Raw genomic sequence first — 16,273 nt, 5'->3', positions numbered from 1 at the left:
TTACAGGCTATATTAATTGGCATGTTCGGCTGATCACAACGAAGCATGAAAACAGACCCGTGGCAACTGTTCTCAATAATGCCTTCTCTGCTCACCGCCCACTGCTCACTGTTTTCGTAAAGAGAATCTGCTATTATTCCTCCTCACCCGGCTCTGGTTTTACCAATCGGACTGCCCCTAAGAGAAAGACCAGCAATGCTCCTGCAACAAATCCTCCTACATGGGCCCAAAAGGCGACCCCTCCCTGGGCGGCCCTGGGTCCCAGGACCGAAAAGGCTCCGCTAAAGAACTGCAGCAGAAACCACACCCCCAGAAAGACGTAAGCCGGAACTTCAACGATGGGAGCAACAAGGAAAAAAGGCAAGAAGACCAGGACTTGTGCGTGCCGAAACAGGAGAAAATACGCCCCCATAACGCCAGCAATGGCCCCACTGGCACCAACTAAGGGCACCCAGGAATGGGGCGATAGAACGGCATGCAAGAGAGAGCCAACCACTCCGCAGGCAAGATAAAACAACAGGAAGCGTCCGTGGCCCATGCGGTCTTCAACGTTGTCGCCGAAGATATAGAGGGTCCACATATTGGCGATGAGGTGCAGCCAGCCGCCATGTAAAAACATGGTTGAGAGAAAAGGGAGATAAATGGCCAGGTATTGTTCCGGATGCGTCTCCAGCAGTGCAAAAAAACGGGCCGGGATAAAACCGAAAACGGTAATCACCTGCTGCAGATAGCGGCCGCTGGCCAGCTCCAGCAAGAATCCGAGGCAATTTAATCCGATGATACTGTAATTGATAATCGGGCGGCGTTGAGACGGAATGTTATCGCGTAAAGGTATCATATGATCGGTTGGCGTTTTTTTCTTGCGGGGGCAGTTCCATCTTTAAATATAGTGGGTCGGGAGAAGGTGGTAGGTACTGCGCTCTTTGATAAGCATGGTTGACAATAAGCCGTTTACCGCCCCTGGCCTGCAACACCGTGGTGTTCGGGAGATAATTTTCGGGGGAACAGTCGTCCACTAACAGAAAGACTCGTTGCGGACCCTTCCAGAGTTCCAATAATGTATCGGTAGTTATGAGAAAATTTTCCGAGGGCTTCAAGGGAAATCCAAAAGCTGGCAGCTCACCGCGCTGGACCATGAGCACCCGCCTTTGGGTGTAAAATCTTAGGCTCATGCCATATTCGAATTCTTCGATGTTACCCATGACCACTGCGTCTCCGGGTTGGACCTGATCCCGAAGAAAATCCCCCACCCAGGCGTCGCTGAGGTGGGGGGACAGTACCCTTAGACTCTGAAAAGTAAAGAAGAGCAAGACCAGCGCAGCTCCAAAAAGACTGAACAGACAAAAATGTGGAACCCCCCGCCAACAGGTAATGGTTGTAGCGACCAAGAGTATTGCGAATACCAATGCCGACCGATGTGCCAAGGGTTGCAGTTGTCCAAACATCCCGATAAATTCCCGGCGATTGTTCACACAGATGCTCTCCAGCACCGGCAGCAGCGCAATCATGCCTATAATCAAAAAAGCATACAATAATATGCTCAGTTTAATAGCCCGGGTGTGCGGTTCCTTGAGATAGAGTTCCAGGCGCCAGCCGATAATCAGAGCCAGGGCGGGTAACGCTGGCAGAGTATAATATTCAATCCGAGTGGAGGAGAGACTGAAAAATAGTAAGACAACCAGAGCCCACAGCACCAAAAGTATCCGTCCCTCCTCCTCTGGGGAAGGCGACATAAAGTTTTTGGGCCAGATAGCAATGCATGCCGTCGGCAGGAAGGGGGTCCAAGGCATCAGCCAGATGAAAGAAAAAAGCCAGAATCCTACCAGAGGAAGTGATTGGACATCCGCCGGGAAACGTTTTCCCAAAAAACGCATAATCTGTTCGTTGACCAGATGAAAGTTCAGAAAACCGGGATGGCGCAGTTCCATCAGCCAGAACCAGGGTACGGTTAGAGCTATAAATCCTAACAGGGCGCCGGGGTGGGAAAAAAAACGCCAGAATCTTCGCTGGCGTGTGATCAACGCAAAGGTCACACCGATGGCCAAGGGGAAAAACAGCCCGATAAATCCTTTGCTCAACAACCCGAGGGCGCAACAGAAATAAAAACCCAAGCTGTAATACCATCGGGGCTGGCTCCGCCAACACCAGAGGAAAATGATAGAGCAGATCAGCGTCAAAGTGATCAGGTGGTCGGGAAGAATCTGTTGGTGCATGGCAAAAAAACCGATAGAGCTGATCAGGACAATGGCCGACAGCCACCCGGTCAGGCGAGAGAAGAGCAAGGCGCCTATCACTAAGGTCGCCAATACTTCTCCTAAACCGATCAGGAAGGTTGTCCAGCGGACGGATTCTCCCGATATCCCCCCCACTTTAAAGGCTATGAGATTCATCCAATACAGGAGAGGCGGTTTATCCAGGTAACGCGCCCCGTTCAACCGCGGGGTCAGCCAATCCCCCGATTGCAACATCTCCAGGGGAATTTGAGCATACATCGCTTCCGGACGAATGAGCGGCAACTTTCCTAATGTAGGCCAAAAAATACACAGCCAAATAACAATCAGGCCGGCTACCATGCCAATGCTTTTCCAATTCTCTCGGCTCAAAACGGATACCCCAATCCCATAAAGACGGCGTTATCTCCTCCTCTGCCGACGCCCACTTCCACGTGGCCCACCACCTGGGGCCGCACCACCGCCCGCAGGGCGATTCCTGCTGAGGGGTGAAAATAGTGGAAGTTGAACTTGCCAAAAGTGGGGAAAACCTTTCCCACATCAATAAAGGGCGCCACCTCCCAATGGCTCACTACTCCGAAATGATTTAATTGAAAGACATCGATCCGCTGTTCCAGGGAAAAGGCCACCATGTTGCGGTCAATCCAACGCCATTGGCCATAACCGCGATCGGTCTCGAAACCGCCCAGCGTCGGCAAGCGATAGAAGGGAGTACCACTTTCCCGGGTCATGAAATCTCCTACCAGGCGCACCGCCGTGATAAACCGCCGATCATCCGAATCCCAGGGTTGAAAGCCTTTGAATTCAAATCCCAGCCGGTCGTACGAACTGTCGCTGCCCAGGTCTTGGCGGGCCGTTTGAACATACATTTTTGCCAAGAAGCCGCACGTCGGGGTATCTTTATAATCCCTGGTGTCATAATTGCACCGGATTTCATGGATTACCGCAGTATTCCGGCGATCGGTCATCACCCCGGGGAACATGGACGCAGTCGGCGGCAGGTTTGCCAGATGATTGTCACTCAGTGATATCTGACTAAAGGTCTCACTGAAGCAGAGTTCCAAATTATCCGTTATCCGGTAACCGAATGATCCCTGCAGTATTCGATTCCGGGAGGTATAGCTGGTTTCTTTACTCGAACTGCTGGCGTTACCGAATCCATAGAAACGGGGAAAGATATCCGCATCATAGGTGAAGAGAACCGAATAGAGCCATTCCTGGGGCTGCGTCGCGCTCTTCTCATAAGAAAATTCGTAAAAACTGTTGATCTTGGTGGATTGATCGACAATTATCCGATATTGGGTCTCCTTGCTGGGATAGGCCAACAGGCGGAAAGCCAGCGATGATCCTGCCACTTCGTTATAAATCGCCGAAGGCGCCAAAATCATGCCGATCGCTTTGTCCTTCCGGGGAAATACCCAAACCGGCAGAAAACCATAATCCTCGCCGCTGTTGGGGTCCGTCGCCATTACCGGCAAAGGAAAAAGAGTTGATTTAACCTGATTGTTTTCCCGCTCCACCGGCAGAGGCGGTGGCAGCATCACGGAGGGAAAGGAAGAACTACAGCCGCTCAGGCTGATACTTGCCAGACTCAATAAAAATATTCCGAACCAACCTTGCCAGTGCTTCATGGCATCGTCTACTCCGCCATCTCAGGATAGGTTCCACCGTAGCATCTCCCAGAGATCACGGATATTCTTGCCTAAAGTGCGGACTATCGTAGGTTCGAAACCCGAATGCATCATGCATTGGCGACAACGCGGGTCACGTTCGACGCCGTATCTTTCCCACTCCGTCTTCTCCATGAGATCAGCAAACGTTGGGAAATGATTATCGGCGATCTGGTAGCAAGGCGACCGCCAGCCCTGGGGGTTGCAAGTCGGATTGGCCCAGGGGGTACACTCATAAGACCGCTCTCCCCGGAGAAACTTAAGATATAAGGGTGAGTTGTAAAATTTATATTCCTGGCCATTTTCAGTTAACTGCTGGAATTTTTGTCGGATTTCCTCTCGAGTGAGAAAAAAATCCTTTTCAACCGCCTCAAAGCTAAAGCCCGGAGATACCATCAGGCCGTTGATATCAAGCTGCGTTAGGTAGGCAAAGAGAATTTCGATCTCCTGAATATCGGTTTCGCGATAGATGCTTGTATTGGTGCATACCTGGAAACCTGCCTTTTTGGCCGTCTTAATGGCACTTATCACCTGCTGGAAGCCCCCCGGCCGACCGATAACATGATCATGCGTGGCCGCCAAGCCATCCAAATGGACACTCAAAGTCAGCCTGGGAGAAGGTGTCAGCCGCGGCAGGACCTTGCCCAGCAGCAGGCCATTGGTGCACAGATAGATATGTTTCCGCCGATGCAGCAGTTCTTGAATCAGTTCGACTACCGGCGGGTAGACCAGAGGTTCGCCGCCGGTGACAGTCACCACCGGGGCGCCACATTCCTCCACTGCAGCTAAACACTCCTGCAAGGTCATCATCTGGTTGAGGGTTCCCTGGTACTCTTGAATACGGCCGCACCCCAGACATGAGAGGTTGCACAGGTGGGTCGGCTCCAGCATCAGCACCAATGGAAACTTTTCCCGCCGTTGCAGCCGTTGTTTGGCCATATAGGTAATGAGGGCCAGATTGAGGCTGGGGGGAAAGCGCATCTTAATTCTCCTTCACATAACCCTGAGCGCGAAACCAATCCACCGCTTCCCTCAAGGCCGCGACCACTGGGGTTTGCGGCAGCCCCAGTTCCCGAACGGCTTTTTGAGGATCGAAGTACATAATTTTTTTCGCCATTTTGACAGCAGTAAGGGGTACCCGGGGAGGCCGCCGGGTAATCCAAGTCGACCAGAATTCATTGACATAGGCCAGACCTAAAACCGGGTAGTAGGGAAGGCGCCATCGGGGGGCAGAGAGGCCGCTGATCTTAGCCAACAGCCCCAAAATCTCCGCCAGGGTCATGTTCTGATTACCTAAGATATATTTTTCACCAATTCTGCCCTTGGCTTCGGCCAGGATATGTCCCCGGGCCACATCCCGGACGTGAACAAGATTCAGGCCGGAGTCCAAAAAGGCCGGCATCCTGCCCTTCAAAAAGTCGACGATTACCTGCCCGGTAGGAGTAGGCCGTACATCCCAAGGGCCCACCGGTGTACTGGGATTGACAATCACCAGAGGTAATCCCTGCCTGGAAAAATCCAAGGCCACCTGCTCGGCCAGAAATTTTGATTTCTTATAGTGTCCTACCATCTCCGTCAGGGTTACCGGAGTATCTTCGGTACCGGGAGTGCCATCTCCGGGGTTTCCCAGGGTTCCGACGGTGCTGGTATAGACCACCCGTTCCAAGCCGAGTTCTAGCGCAGTCTGCAACAGCGATCTGGTCCCTTCGATGTTAACGGCGTACATAGCCTTAGGGTCGGGAACCCAGAGCCGGTAGTCTGCGGCTACGTGGAAGAGTCGGGAGCAGTCCTGCAGGGCCGATCGCAGCGACGCTGCATCGGTTAAATCGCCCCGAACGATTTCCACTTCCAGACCGTGCAAGGCGCGATGCTGGGGGTGGCGGGCCAGAACTCTGACCTCTCGGTCCTGGGCCAATAATTCCGTCGTTACGGCGCGACCGACAAAACCGGTGGCCCCGGTAACCAGTGTTTTAGACATCAGGATAGTGTCCCCGGGACTTCAAATAATTTCCCAGGGCCATTAGGGGAAAATAGTCCCGATAGAGATGATAGCGAATCATAAAGTGTTGGGGGAAGCCGGTACCGGTGAAATAGGGCTCTTCCCAACGTCCTGAAGGAGTCTGCGTCTGGACCAGATAGCGGATGCCTTTGGCAACGGCAGGGCTGCCCGCTTCTCCCGCCGCAATCAGGCCAAGCAGGGCCCAGGCCGTCTGAGAGGCCGTGCTCGGACCCTGTCCACGCAGTTCCGGATATTTATACGACGCACAGGTTTCACCCCAACCACCGTCTTCATTCTGGTGATCCTGCAGCCAGGCCACGGCTCGCCGGATATAAGGGCTGGACATATCTTCACCGATGCCCTTCAGCCCGCAGAGCACGGACCAGGTGCCATAGATATAGTTTACCCCCCAGCGGCCATACCAACAACCATCCGGCTGCTGAGCGCTTTTTAAAAAGGCAATGGCCTTGGAGGCGGCGACATGATCGGCCGTGTAGCCAAACATCCCCATCATCTCCAATACCCGGCTGGTGACGTCTTCAGTGGGTGGATCAATGAGCGCCTTCAGATCGGCAAAGGGAATGTGATTCAGCCAGGCCTTGGTATTGTCGGTATCGAAGGCGGCAAAACCGCCGTTTTGCGACTGCATGCCCAGACACCAGTGGACGCCTCGATCCAAGGCCGTGCGGTGCTGCTGAGGTTCCTGCAACCCCTCTGCCAAGGACATCAAAACAACCGCGCTGTCGTCTATGTCCGGGTACCAATTGTTGTGGAATTCGAAGGCCCAACCGCCAGCCGCCAGATAAGGATTCTTCACGGACCAATCGCCCCGACGAAAAATCTGTTGCTGCAGGATCCATTGGCAGGCCTTGGAGACCGCCGGATGCGTTCCCTGAAGCCCCGAAGCCGTTAATGCCCTGACGGAAAGGGCTGTGTCCCAGATCGGTGAAATGCAGGACTGCAGCCATAACCGGTTCCCCGCCGCCAGGGTGAAAAATTCCATTGCCTCCAATCCGAGTTTAATGGCCCGATGTTTGTTGCTATACCCTAAACAGTGCAAGGCCAGGATGGAATTGAGCATGGCCGGTTGAATGCCCCCCCAGTCTCCGGTTTCCTCCTGATGGGTCAGGATCCATTCTTCGGCTCGGCGCAGCGCCCATTGGCGCAGGGGTGGATAGGGGTGGCCCTGGTAAACCTTGAGGAGCTTATCGCTGAAGACAAACAGATTGTCCAGGCTCAAACCGTTCTTTTTCAGTCGTACCCGGTGATCCCGGAGGGGATCTTCCCATGGATGAAACAGTTCCCTCACTCCCCGATCCGGCGGCAATGGGCAGACCGGCTGATAAGCCATCACCACCGACAACGGCACTACGGTTGCCCGGGACCAACTGGATAACTCATAGATGCTCAGTCCGGTCCACAGCGGCAGCAATACGAATTCCACCGGCATGGTGGGAATGCCCCGCCAACTTACCTGGCCGAACAGTGCCAAGAAAATACGGGTGAAGACCCGGCTTTGCAACGGTCCTCCCCGACTTAAAATAAATTGGCGGGCCTGCTGCATTTCCGGCATGGTGGTCTGAAGTCCGGCCAATTTTAATGCCAGATAGGCCTCTACAGTAGTGCTCAGGTCTCCGCCATCACCATGATAGATCGACCAGCCGCCATTGTCCAACTGCTGGGACAGGATATAGTTGGCCATCCGAGAAAATCTGTCGGCGTCGGCCAACCCGAGAAAGGAGCGCAGCATGATATACTCAGACGTGATTGTGACATTGGCTTCCAATTCCGCCCACCAATAGCCATCCGGATGCTGCAGCTCGAGCAGCGCTTTCTGGGCCTTCGCGGCAGCCTGCTCAACCTTGTCGCTGATATAAGCATCGGCCCAAGAAAGAACGGTCTTGTGCGGTTTTAAGGCCCTGAGCAAACCCGCCACCTCCTCTTAGATGTTGATCTATTAATCAATAATTTTGTGAGATATGCGATAATAGTATTAACAGGTGATGTTACCACTATTGCAGCTAAAATCAAGCAATTTATTCAACAAAGCCTGTGACTGGCCGAAAAATAGTTTTTTCTCTTTAACCTGTCGCTGACCTGTGGATCATGCGGCAACCGAAGATTATTTGCTGGGAAATGCAGCTTCTTGCCAGGGAGGAACTTTCGGAGTAACTGCACCTCCTTTATGAGGTGGAATAAAATTCCGTAATCGGGTAAGGTAAAAAAAGAGGAAAGGATATCAAGAAAACCATCGACAAACATCATGACCGACAGTAACCGGGTGAAAGGAGGATGAGAATGGTCAGCAAAATATTGTTGCTCTGGGCGGTGCTGCTTGTGGTCTTGGCTGGGGCCGTTCGGGCGGAGGAACTTATTCCCGATCCGGATGTGGGACCGAAAATTTCCGGGTGTCGTCAGGCTGTCACCCTGACCGGCAAGATTGCTTATGCCAAAGAGGTGGGGGGTTATTTTTTCCAGACAGGTCAGGCCGGAGACAAGGTAATCCTAAACCAGAATTATGACACCTTAAAAAAACTGGCCAGGCGCAATAAGGCCGTAAAGATGGGGGGCAGGGTGAATCCTTTGGATTTGGAGGCCCGCTATCTCTTCATTGAAACCCTGGATGGCAAACCCTACTATGGCGACAAGGCACCTTTGGTAATAAAACCGAAAAAATCAAACCCTTTCTTTTGAAACTTTGCCGCCGCCTTTTTTTCTATGAGGCCTGTTTCCCAGTTGAAAATTGTCGCCTATACTGTAACCGTTAAAAGAGATTTTTCTCTTTTACAGGGAGAAAGCTACGAATCAGCAGGTATCCCTTGATCGCTGCCTCAGCCGCTTTGACCTAATAATTATCGGTGTGGCCCAGATAATCGGCGCCGGCATTTTTGTCATCGTCGGGGTCGGCGTGAAAATCGCCGGACCGGGCATCGTTCTCTCTTTTGCTATTTCAGGTTCAGCGGCTATGCTGGCGGCTTTGTGTTATGCTGAAATGGCCGCTATGCATCCGGCGGCTGGAGGGGCGTATTCTTATGCTCATGCCATCTTTGGGGAAATCTGCGCCTGGATCATCGGCTGGGACCTCATCCTGGAATATGGCATGGGTGCAGCCACCGCCGCCGTGGGTTGGTCATATTATTTCCAGGAATTGCTCAAGGGTCTGAACGTGGTTCTTCCCGCCTGGGCGGCTGGTGGGGCTTTGAGCCGCGCTGATGGCCTGATCAATCTCCCCGCCGCTCTGATAGTTCTCCTCTTGGCGGCACTCCTGATATTGCGCACCAGAACCAACGCCCTGGTAGCCCGCAGTCTGGTCTTTCTGAAGGTTGGGATTTTGCTGGTGGTTGTGATGGTCGGAATATTTTACGTGCGACCGGAACACCTGACCCCTTTGGTACCCAAGGGCAGCTTCAGCTTGATCCAGGGTGCCTCGCTGGTATTCTTCGCTTACCTCGGTTTTGACGTTGTGGCTATCACTGCCGAGGAGGCCCGCCGACCCCAGCGGGATATCCCGGTAGGCATCATCGGTTCCTTGATAATCTGCACCTTCATCTATATTGCCGTGACGCTGGTTTTGGTAGGTATGGCACCCTACCAGGAAATCGATGCGGCAGCTCCTTTTGCTGTCATATTCAAACAGGTGGGACTCGACTGGGTGGCGGCACTGGTGGCTTTAGGGGCGCTTGGGGGGATTACGAGCGTTCTCTATATATTGCTCCTGGCCCAACCCCGGGTGCTCTTTGCCATGGGGCGGGACGGACTGTTGCCCTCCTGGACGACAAAGCTGCATTCCGGCTTTCAAACCCCCCACGTCACCACGTTGGCCTGCGGCTTGATGGTAGCGGCTCTCGCCGCCTTCACCCCTATCGAAAAACTGGCCTTCCTCTGTAATATCGGTACACTTTTTGCGTTCTTTGTCGTCTGCTTAGGGGTCTTTATCATGCGCTGGACCCGGCCAGCCGCTCCTCGTCCCTTCCGCATCCCTGGGGGCAGGCTGGTCTCCTCCCTCGGGGCCCTGACGTCTTTGAGTCTGATGTTTTCCATGCCTTTAGATTCCTGGCTGCGTTTGTTTCTCTGGCTCCTTTTGGGGCTATTCCTGTATTGGTTTGCCGGTTTTCGGCGGAGAAGGCAGGGTGATTAAACCTCCTGGCATGACTGACTATTCCGACCAAACTCCGACTCTTGGTTTGCGGTTAGGATGAGAGGTTGATCTCTTAGCCGTGGTTTCTCTGATTTTCGCCTTCCGCGCTGAGGACCAAGCACCTTAAGCGATTATCTGCGGGTTAAGGTTTTCATTAACGGTCCGGTATGGTAAAATGCCCCTGATATTAAGTTCAGCTAATTAATCCAAGCCGATGGTGTTGCCCGTGAAGAGATCTGTGCGGTTTTTGCCCTATGATATTGTGATTGAGGTCGAGGAGGGAGAGAATCTCCTCCATGCCGCTATGGAAGCAGGGGTTCACATCAATGCCTCCTGCGGTGGCGAAGGCGTCTGCGGCAAGTGCAAGATAATCCTCGAAAGTGGTGAGCTCCGCAGCCAGCGTGGGGCAGTGCAGACCGACGAGGAATGGCAACTGGGCTTTCGCCTGGCTTGCCAGTCTCAAGTGGCCTCCGACATAGTGGTCCGCATCCCTCCGGAATCGCTTTTTGACCGCCGCCTGCTGCGTCAGAAACCGCCGGCCGCCCGACTGCGGCCGATGCCTTTTGATGCGGCGGAACTGCGGGAGGCGGGTAAATACGAACCGGCATTTCAGAAAAAGTATCTGATCCTCCCGCCTCCGACGCTGAGTGATAATGTCTGCGACCTCAGGCGGCTGCGGGAAGGTTTGAAGAAGCAATATCGCCTGGATAACATTACGATGGATTTCTTCCTGACCCGAAAGCTGGCCGAAGTCATGCGGGCCAATAATTTCGAGGTCACCGCCACCCTCGATTTCGCCCAACGCCGCTCCCGCAAGCCGCGTCTGGTGCAGGTGGAGTCGGGAAATACGACCGGCCGCCACTACGCCATCGCCATCGATATCGGCACCACCACAGTTTGGGGGCAGTTGCTGGACCTGACCGGTGGGGAGATCCTGGGGGCCTTGGGAGAGTATAACGCCCAGATCAGCTACGGCGAAGACGTCATCAGTCGCATCATCTACGCCGGTAAGCCGGGCGGGTTGCAGCGGCTACAGGGGCTGGTGGTTGGCAATATCAATTCGGTCGTTAAGGCCCTGTTGAAAAAGAATAAACTCAAGGTCGAAGACGTCTCCCACCTTACCCTGGCGGCCAACACCACCATGACGCACCTTTTTCTGGGAATCGATCCCAAATATATCCGCCTGGCTCCCTACACCCCGACGGTCTGCGCCGTGCCGCCGGTGCGGGCCCAGGATTTAGGCTTGGATCTGGGAGAACATGTCTACGTCTATTGTCTGAGTTCGGTCTCCAGCTACGTGGGCGGGGATATCGTCTCCGGCGTTTTAGGCTCCGGCATGTACCAGGAGGGCAAATTAACCCTGTTCATTGACATCGGCACCAATGGCGAAATCGTCGTGGGCAACCGCGACTGGATGGCCTGTGCCGCCTGTTCTGCCGGTCCGGCCTTCGAGGGGGGCGGCATCCGCTTCGGCATGCGGGCCACCCAGGGGGCCATCGAAGACGTCAGTATCAATCCGGACACAGGCGAACCGATGCTGATGACCATCGGCATGGTCAAACCCAAAGGCATCTGTGGTTCGGGATTGATCAATATCCTGGCCACGTTAATGGAGGCGGGATTCATCGAACCGAACGGCAGGTTTCGCGAGGACCTCCCGACGCCCCGTATCCGCTCCGGAGAGAGCGGCCGCGAATACGTCCTGGCCTACGCCTCGGAAACCCAGGTCAACCAGGACATCGTCCTCAGCGAGGTTGACATCGACAACCTGATGCGGGCCAAGGGAGCCATGTATGCCGGCTACATCACTCTGTTGGAGAGCGTCGGCCTGTCCATCCACGACCTGGAACAGATCATCCTGGCCGGGGCCTTCGGCAGCTTTATCAATATTGAAAACGCCATTACCATCGGCCTGCTCCCGGACCTGCCCCTGGAAAAATTCACCTACGTCGGCAACGGCTCCCTCCTGGGCGCCACCTGTGTCGCCTTTTCCCGCGAGATGCTCGAAGAAGAACGCCGGGTAGCCCTGATGATGACCAACTTCGAACTCTCGGAGACCGCCGGTTTCATGGACCGCTACATGGCCGCCCTGTTCCTGCCCCACACCCAGCAGGAGTACTTTCCCACGGTGATGAAGCGGCTGGCGGAGGCGGGGCGGAGGTAGGCTCTTGCCGGAGTAGCTCGGAAAGAAGATTGGACGCCTCAATTTCTTCGATTCTCTCGGTGAGGCGGAAGCAGAAAGATTTATTTCCTTTATCTTGCGCGAGCCGTTTGATTATACGATTTGCAGAGATCGCTCTTAGAAGATAAGACAGTGGCTAAAATAAGCATGGTTTACTAGTGTTTTTGACGGTCTAGGCTCGGTTCTGGGCAAGTACGCCTGAGGATATGGACCGTCAGCGCCGAAAGCAGGCGGAATTTTTGATTTATCGCTTTTGCCCGTGGGACCTAATTCAGGAGATTGCGGTTGTCAATGTGGGCCTGCGGGACCGGGTTAGGGATATCCTGCCTACTTCCTCCAGGAGGCTGGCGAGCCTCTGAGATTAAATTATGAAGCGGGGCATTATGGACCTTATGCCGATAATTTGAACAAGGTCTTGGAGATTATGGAAGGCCATTATATTCGGGGTTATGGCGACAGCCAGAAACCGGACGTGGAGATCGAACTGCAACCTGGAGCAACGGCTGAGGCGGATCGTTTCCTGTCGGACAAAGAAGGCTCTAAAGATCGCCTGGAAAAAGTCGGAAGACTGATCGAAGGGTTTGAGACGCCTTACGGCATGGAGCTCCTGTCCAGTGTGCATTGGCTGGCAGTTCACAGCAAGCCGCCTGCCACTGATATGGACACAGCTATTGAGCAGATGATGAGCTGGAGTACTCGAAAACGCAAGATGTTTAAGCCTAATCATATAAAGGTAGCCTGGCAGCGATTGCAGGAATAGAGCGGATATCGCTCCGGAGATACTGTATGAGAACATCCTCGATGCCTTTGGGTTACGCCGTCAACCGGTCTAAAAGGAGCCGTTAGGTCTTTTCATTAATAAGCGAAAAAGAACAGGTAACTCGTGAAAAACCACCTCCGCATCGGCACTCGGGGCAGCGCCCTGGCTCTGGCCCAGGCTGCCTGGGTGCAGCAACAGATTCAAGGACGCTATCCCCAGATAACCGTGGATTTAGAGATCATCAAAACTACCGGGGATAAGATTCAGGACGTGGCGCTGGCCAAGATCGGCGGCAAGGGCTTGTTTACCAAAGAGATTGAGATGGCCATCCTGTCCGGAGAGGTGGACCTGGGCGTCCACAGTATGAAGGACGTGCCTACCGAGATTCCCCTCGGTTTGGTCATCGGCATCACCACGGTCCGGGAAGATCCTCGGGACGCCTTTATCTCCCGAAAATATCGATCATTGGCGGAAATCCCCTTAGGCGGCCGCATCGGCACCGGCAGCCTGCGCCGCCGGGCCCAGCTCCTGCACCTGCGTCCGGACCTGGAAATAGTTCCGCTGCGGGGCAATGTCGACACCCGTTTGCGGAAGCTGACCGAAGCAGACCTGGACGCCATCATCCTGGCCGCCGCCGGTCTGCACAGGTTAGGACGGGCGGCAGAGATCACCGCCATCCTGCCGGAGACCCAGATGCTGCCGGCCATCGGCCAGGGGGCCTTGGGGCTGGAATACCGACAGGATGATGCTGTTACCATGGAACTGTTGGAGTTCTTGGATGATCCCGAAACCAGGGTAGCGGTGGCTGCCGAGCGGGCATTTTTGGCAAGACTGGAAGGCGGTTGCCAGGTGCCCATTGCGGCCATGGGTACATTAAAAAAAGGCGAGCTCTTCCTGGACGGCCTCATCGGCGATCTCGCAGGCAGCCGTATCTACCGGGAGCAACTCAGCCGCCCGCCCGCGGCCGCCGCTGACCTGGGCCAGCAGTTGGCAGAAACGCTCCTGAAACGGGGCGGGGCGCAGATCTTATCGGAGGTCTATGGACGGGTGTTTGACTGATTAATTTTTTTCGTATTCCGCCTAAGAGCAAACCAAAGGTTACTCGCAAGAGAGAGTCTGTTGCCGGGATTTGTAGTCTATTCTCAGGGATAGCCTTAAACGGCTTGGGCAAGGAGAAGAAATGGAACTGCCGGAAAAGTTGCCTCAGGGTAATAATGCAACCTCTTGCAGCATGATGCTGCAGCCTGTAGGAGTTATCAAAAGTAAAATCAAAGAACCTTTCCTGTCCGCTACAGACGACGGCATTAAAATGCAGGGAGAAATCGACGCCGTCAGGAAAAAAATCCGGCAGGCGCAGGAGGAGATCTCAGACATCATCATCAATCCACATCTGTTGGACATCCTCGACGGCATTGAGCAATATTCTCACCTCATAGTGTTATATTGGGCACATAAGGTTCCGGAACAGGGCCGTTCACTGGTTAAGGTGCATCCTATGGGGAGAAAAGAATTCTCGCAGGTAGGCATCTTTTGCACCTGCAGTCCGGCCCGGCCCAATCCTGTGCTCATGTGCGTCGTGAAGCTGTGCGGACGCCAGGAGAATGTGCTGCAAGTCACCGGACTGGATGCAATAGATGGCAGCCCCGTGGTTGATATCAAGCCGTACGTCAGGAGATTCTACCCTGAAGAAGAGATACTGATCCCGGAATGGATGCAGCGGCTGCACCAGGAAATTGACGCCGGGGACCGGTGATAAATTTAATGACTGATGCCAATATCCCCTCAAAGGTCATCATGTTCTAAAGAGTGCAACGAAGCATGAAGGAATGATTGGTGGCATAGGCCTCCTGGCCTGTGCATCGGTATGCAGGTTGGAAAGCCTGTACCACCTTCTTTCATACAAAAAGTTAAATCTTCCCAGTCTAAACCTTGGCGCTATAAAACAGCCGCATCTCCGCCGGTTCCAGGTCAATCTTGATGGTATCCCCCGGCAACATCGTTGCCGCTTGCGGGGTGAGTTCTTGGATCGTGCCCCCGGGTTGTCCGAGGAGTTTGGGCCAATTCAACTTAACCCCGGTTTGGGAGCTTAGCGTGGCATTAATCAGGGCTAAAACCTGACCGGGGTGGGTTTCCGATGATTTCCGCAGCAAGACCACCGGCCGCCCCGACCTGGTCAGCCTTCTGATCGGTCCTTCTCCCCAAAGTACCGGACAGGCAAGTTTCATCCGGTTCACCTGGGCGATAAAATCCGTCAGATCATACTGCTTTTCCTGCCACTGGTCCGGCCGGGTGTGGACCACGTTCAATCTTGCGGGCAGGCCGAACTCGTAGCCCATGGGCATGAGCAGACCTGTGGAGAAGAAGGCGGCAAAAAGATAGCGTTGCTTTACCACCGCCTGATTGCCACCAACCTCGGCGATCAGCCGGGGGGTGTCGTGGGTTTCGGGAAAACTGATGGAGGGAGCAATTCTGCGATTGGCCCGATACTGTTCCAGGCACCAGGATGCCTGATAATCCCACCACTTGGAGCTGTTGTAAAGAAAGTCAAATCCCGCCTTTTTTAACTGCCTGATCTCCGGTAGACGGCAGCCGAGGGTTTCGGCTACCAAGCAGACATCGGGATTTATCCGGCGGGTGCGGCCAATCAGGCGGGCCCAGAATTCCCCCGGTACCTTGTAGGCGGCATCGCAACGGAAGCCTCGGAAACCTACCTCTAAATAGCGGCTTATGACTCCTAAGAAATAATCCAATAATCCATCGGGGTCGGGCAGCGGCCAGTAGGCCAGTTCGGCCAGGTCACCCCACACTGTTACTCTGGTGGCATCCGCCGGATCAATACAGGACGGGTGCTTGATACTGCCGTCCGGGTTTTTGGCATACCACTCGGGATGTTCGGTCACCAGCAAGGCGTCGCTGGCCGTATGATTGAGGACCAGGTCTAGCATTACTGACAACCCTCGGTCCCTGGCCTCACTGACAAAATGTCCCAAGGCGTCAAAAGGGTCGCCCGTGACTCCCGCAATACAGCGGGGATGAAAAGCGTAATAGTCCTTGACGGCGTATAGACTGCCGGAAAAGCCGGGATAATGAAACGGATTCAGGTATATCCAGTTAAAGCCCATCCCGGCGATCCGGTCCAGGTGCCTCTCCCATTGAGGTATGGAACCGGCTAACAATGGAAACAGATTATAGATTATAGGAGGTTGGCGAGTCATCTGCATCTCACAATGAATTGCTTAGGTTGTTTGGTATCCTGGCAAAAGCCGGTGCTTCTCAAAAGTCCTCATCTTCTC

Annotated in this window: 14 protein-coding genes; 7 read left to right on the top strand and 7 right to left on the bottom strand. The window is 54.1% G+C overall.

What is annotated here, in order from left to right:
• Positions 1-133: 133 nt before the first annotated feature.
• From DESAC_RS02055 to shc, 6 genes are all read right to left on the bottom strand, one after another.
• Positions 134-838, bottom strand: a complete 705-nt coding sequence (locus tag DESAC_RS02055) for a rhomboid family intramembrane serine protease (protein ID WP_013705416.1) — start codon at positions 836-838, stop codon at positions 134-136.
• Positions 819-2,516 carry an ArnT family glycosyltransferase gene (locus DESAC_RS02050; RefSeq protein ID WP_218915701.1) on the bottom strand — a complete coding sequence of 566 codons (1,698 nt, stop codon included), beginning with the start codon at positions 2,514-2,516 and terminating at the stop codon, positions 819-821. The genes DESAC_RS02055 and DESAC_RS02050 overlap by 20 nt, the downstream gene beginning before the upstream one ends.
• Positions 2,517-2,599: 83 nt before the next feature.
• A complete protein-coding gene (locus DESAC_RS02045) occupies positions 2,600-3,862 on the bottom strand; it encodes a BamA/TamA family outer membrane protein (protein WP_013705414.1) in 1,263 nt (420 codons plus the stop codon).
• Between the two features lie 21 nt (positions 3,863-3,883).
• Positions 3,884-4,882 (bottom strand): adenosyl-hopene transferase HpnH, encoded by a 999-nt coding sequence (gene hpnH, locus DESAC_RS02040; RefSeq protein WP_013705413.1) that lies wholly within the window; start codon positions 4,880-4,882, stop codon positions 3,884-3,886.
• Position 4,883: 1 nt separating this feature from the next.
• On the bottom strand, positions 4,884-5,879 hold the full coding sequence (gene hpnA / locus DESAC_RS02035; RefSeq protein WP_013705412.1) for a hopanoid-associated sugar epimerase: 996 nt from the start codon (positions 5,877-5,879) through the stop codon (positions 4,884-4,886).
• Complete coding sequence (gene shc, locus DESAC_RS02030; protein WP_013705411.1) at positions 5,872-7,827, bottom strand: squalene--hopene cyclase; 1,956 nt, start codon at positions 7,825-7,827, stop codon at positions 5,872-5,874. Before shc ends, hpnA begins: the two co-directional genes overlap by 8 nt.
• Positions 7,828-8,198: 371 nt before the next feature.
• Between shc and DESAC_RS02025 the strand changes: the two genes are divergently transcribed.
• The 7 genes from DESAC_RS02025 to tsaA all read left to right on the top strand — a co-directional run bounded on the left by DESAC_RS02025 (position 8,199) and on the right by tsaA (position 14,733).
• A complete protein-coding gene (locus tag DESAC_RS02025; protein WP_013705410.1) occupies positions 8,199-8,594 on the top strand; it encodes a hypothetical protein in 396 nt (131 codons plus the stop codon).
• Between the two features lie 79 nt (positions 8,595-8,673).
• Positions 8,674-10,038 carry an amino acid permease gene (locus tag DESAC_RS02020; RefSeq protein ID WP_041283744.1) on the top strand — a complete coding sequence of 455 codons (1,365 nt, stop codon included), beginning with the start codon at positions 8,674-8,676 and terminating at the stop codon, positions 10,036-10,038.
• Positions 10,039-10,264: 226 nt separating this feature from the next.
• Positions 10,265-12,202, top strand: coding sequence for an ASKHA domain-containing protein (locus DESAC_RS02015; protein WP_148231164.1), 1,938 nt, complete (start codon positions 10,265-10,267; stop codon positions 12,200-12,202).
• Positions 12,203-12,426: 224 nt separating this feature from the next.
• The gene (locus tag DESAC_RS16905; protein ID WP_083800169.1) at positions 12,427-12,579 is read left to right on the top strand and encodes a DarT ssDNA thymidine ADP-ribosyltransferase family protein; all 153 of its coding nucleotides are present in this window, start codon (positions 12,427-12,429) and stop codon (positions 12,577-12,579) included.
• A gap of 65 nt (positions 12,580-12,644) precedes the next feature.
• Positions 12,645-12,980: a hypothetical protein gene (locus DESAC_RS02010; RefSeq protein WP_052301872.1), complete on the top strand. Its 336-nt coding sequence runs from the start codon at positions 12,645-12,647 to the stop codon at positions 12,978-12,980.
• Positions 12,981-13,103: 123 nt separating this feature from the next.
• Positions 13,104-14,039: a hydroxymethylbilane synthase gene (gene hemC, locus DESAC_RS02005; RefSeq protein ID WP_013705407.1), complete on the top strand. Its 936-nt coding sequence runs from the start codon at positions 13,104-13,106 to the stop codon at positions 14,037-14,039.
• A 121-nt stretch (positions 14,040-14,160) separates the two neighbouring features.
• Positions 14,161-14,733: a tRNA (N6-threonylcarbamoyladenosine(37)-N6)-methyltransferase TrmO gene (gene tsaA / locus DESAC_RS02000; protein ID WP_013705406.1), complete on the top strand. Its 573-nt coding sequence runs from the start codon at positions 14,161-14,163 to the stop codon at positions 14,731-14,733.
• A gap of 169 nt (positions 14,734-14,902) precedes the next feature.
• Here tsaA and DESAC_RS01995 read toward each other — a convergent pair whose 3' ends face one another.
• Positions 14,903-16,195, bottom strand: a complete 1,293-nt coding sequence (locus DESAC_RS01995; protein ID WP_013705405.1) for an alpha-amylase family glycosyl hydrolase — start codon at positions 16,193-16,195, stop codon at positions 14,903-14,905.
• Positions 16,196-16,273 lie beyond the last annotated feature (78 nt).

It is taken from the genome of Desulfobacca acetoxidans DSM 11109, from assembly GCF_000195295.1.
Taxonomy (GTDB): domain Bacteria; phylum Desulfobacterota; class Desulfobaccia; order Desulfobaccales; family Desulfobaccaceae; genus Desulfobacca; species Desulfobacca acetoxidans.
This window is presented reverse-complemented; position numbering and strand designations above follow the sequence as displayed.

Coding starts and splice junctions, on each gene's coding strand:
- DESAC_RS02055 (WP_013705416.1), bottom strand. CDS start 838: ATGATACCTTTACGCGATAACATTCCGTCTCAACGCCGCCCGATTATC.
- DESAC_RS02045 (WP_013705414.1), bottom strand. CDS start 3,862: ATGAAGCACTGGCAAGGTTGGTTCGGAATATTTTTATTGAGTCTGGCA.
- hpnH (WP_013705413.1), bottom strand. CDS start 4,882: ATGCGCTTTCCCCCCAGCCTCAATCTGGCCCTCATTACCTATATGGCC.
- hpnA (WP_013705412.1), bottom strand. CDS start 5,879: ATGTCTAAAACACTGGTTACCGGGGCCACCGGTTTTGTCGGTCGCGCC.
- DESAC_RS02025 (WP_013705410.1), top strand. CDS start 8,199: ATGGTCAGCAAAATATTGTTGCTCTGGGCGGTGCTGCTTGTGGTCTTG.
- DESAC_RS16905 (WP_083800169.1), top strand. CDS start 12,427: ATGGACCGTCAGCGCCGAAAGCAGGCGGAATTTTTGATTTATCGCTTT.
- DESAC_RS02010 (WP_052301872.1), top strand. CDS start 12,645: ATGGAAGGCCATTATATTCGGGGTTATGGCGACAGCCAGAAACCGGAC.
- tsaA (WP_013705406.1), top strand. CDS start 14,161: ATGGAACTGCCGGAAAAGTTGCCTCAGGGTAATAATGCAACCTCTTGC.
- DESAC_RS01995 (WP_013705405.1), bottom strand. CDS start 16,195: ATGACTCGCCAACCTCCTATAATCTATAATCTGTTTCCATTGTTAGCC.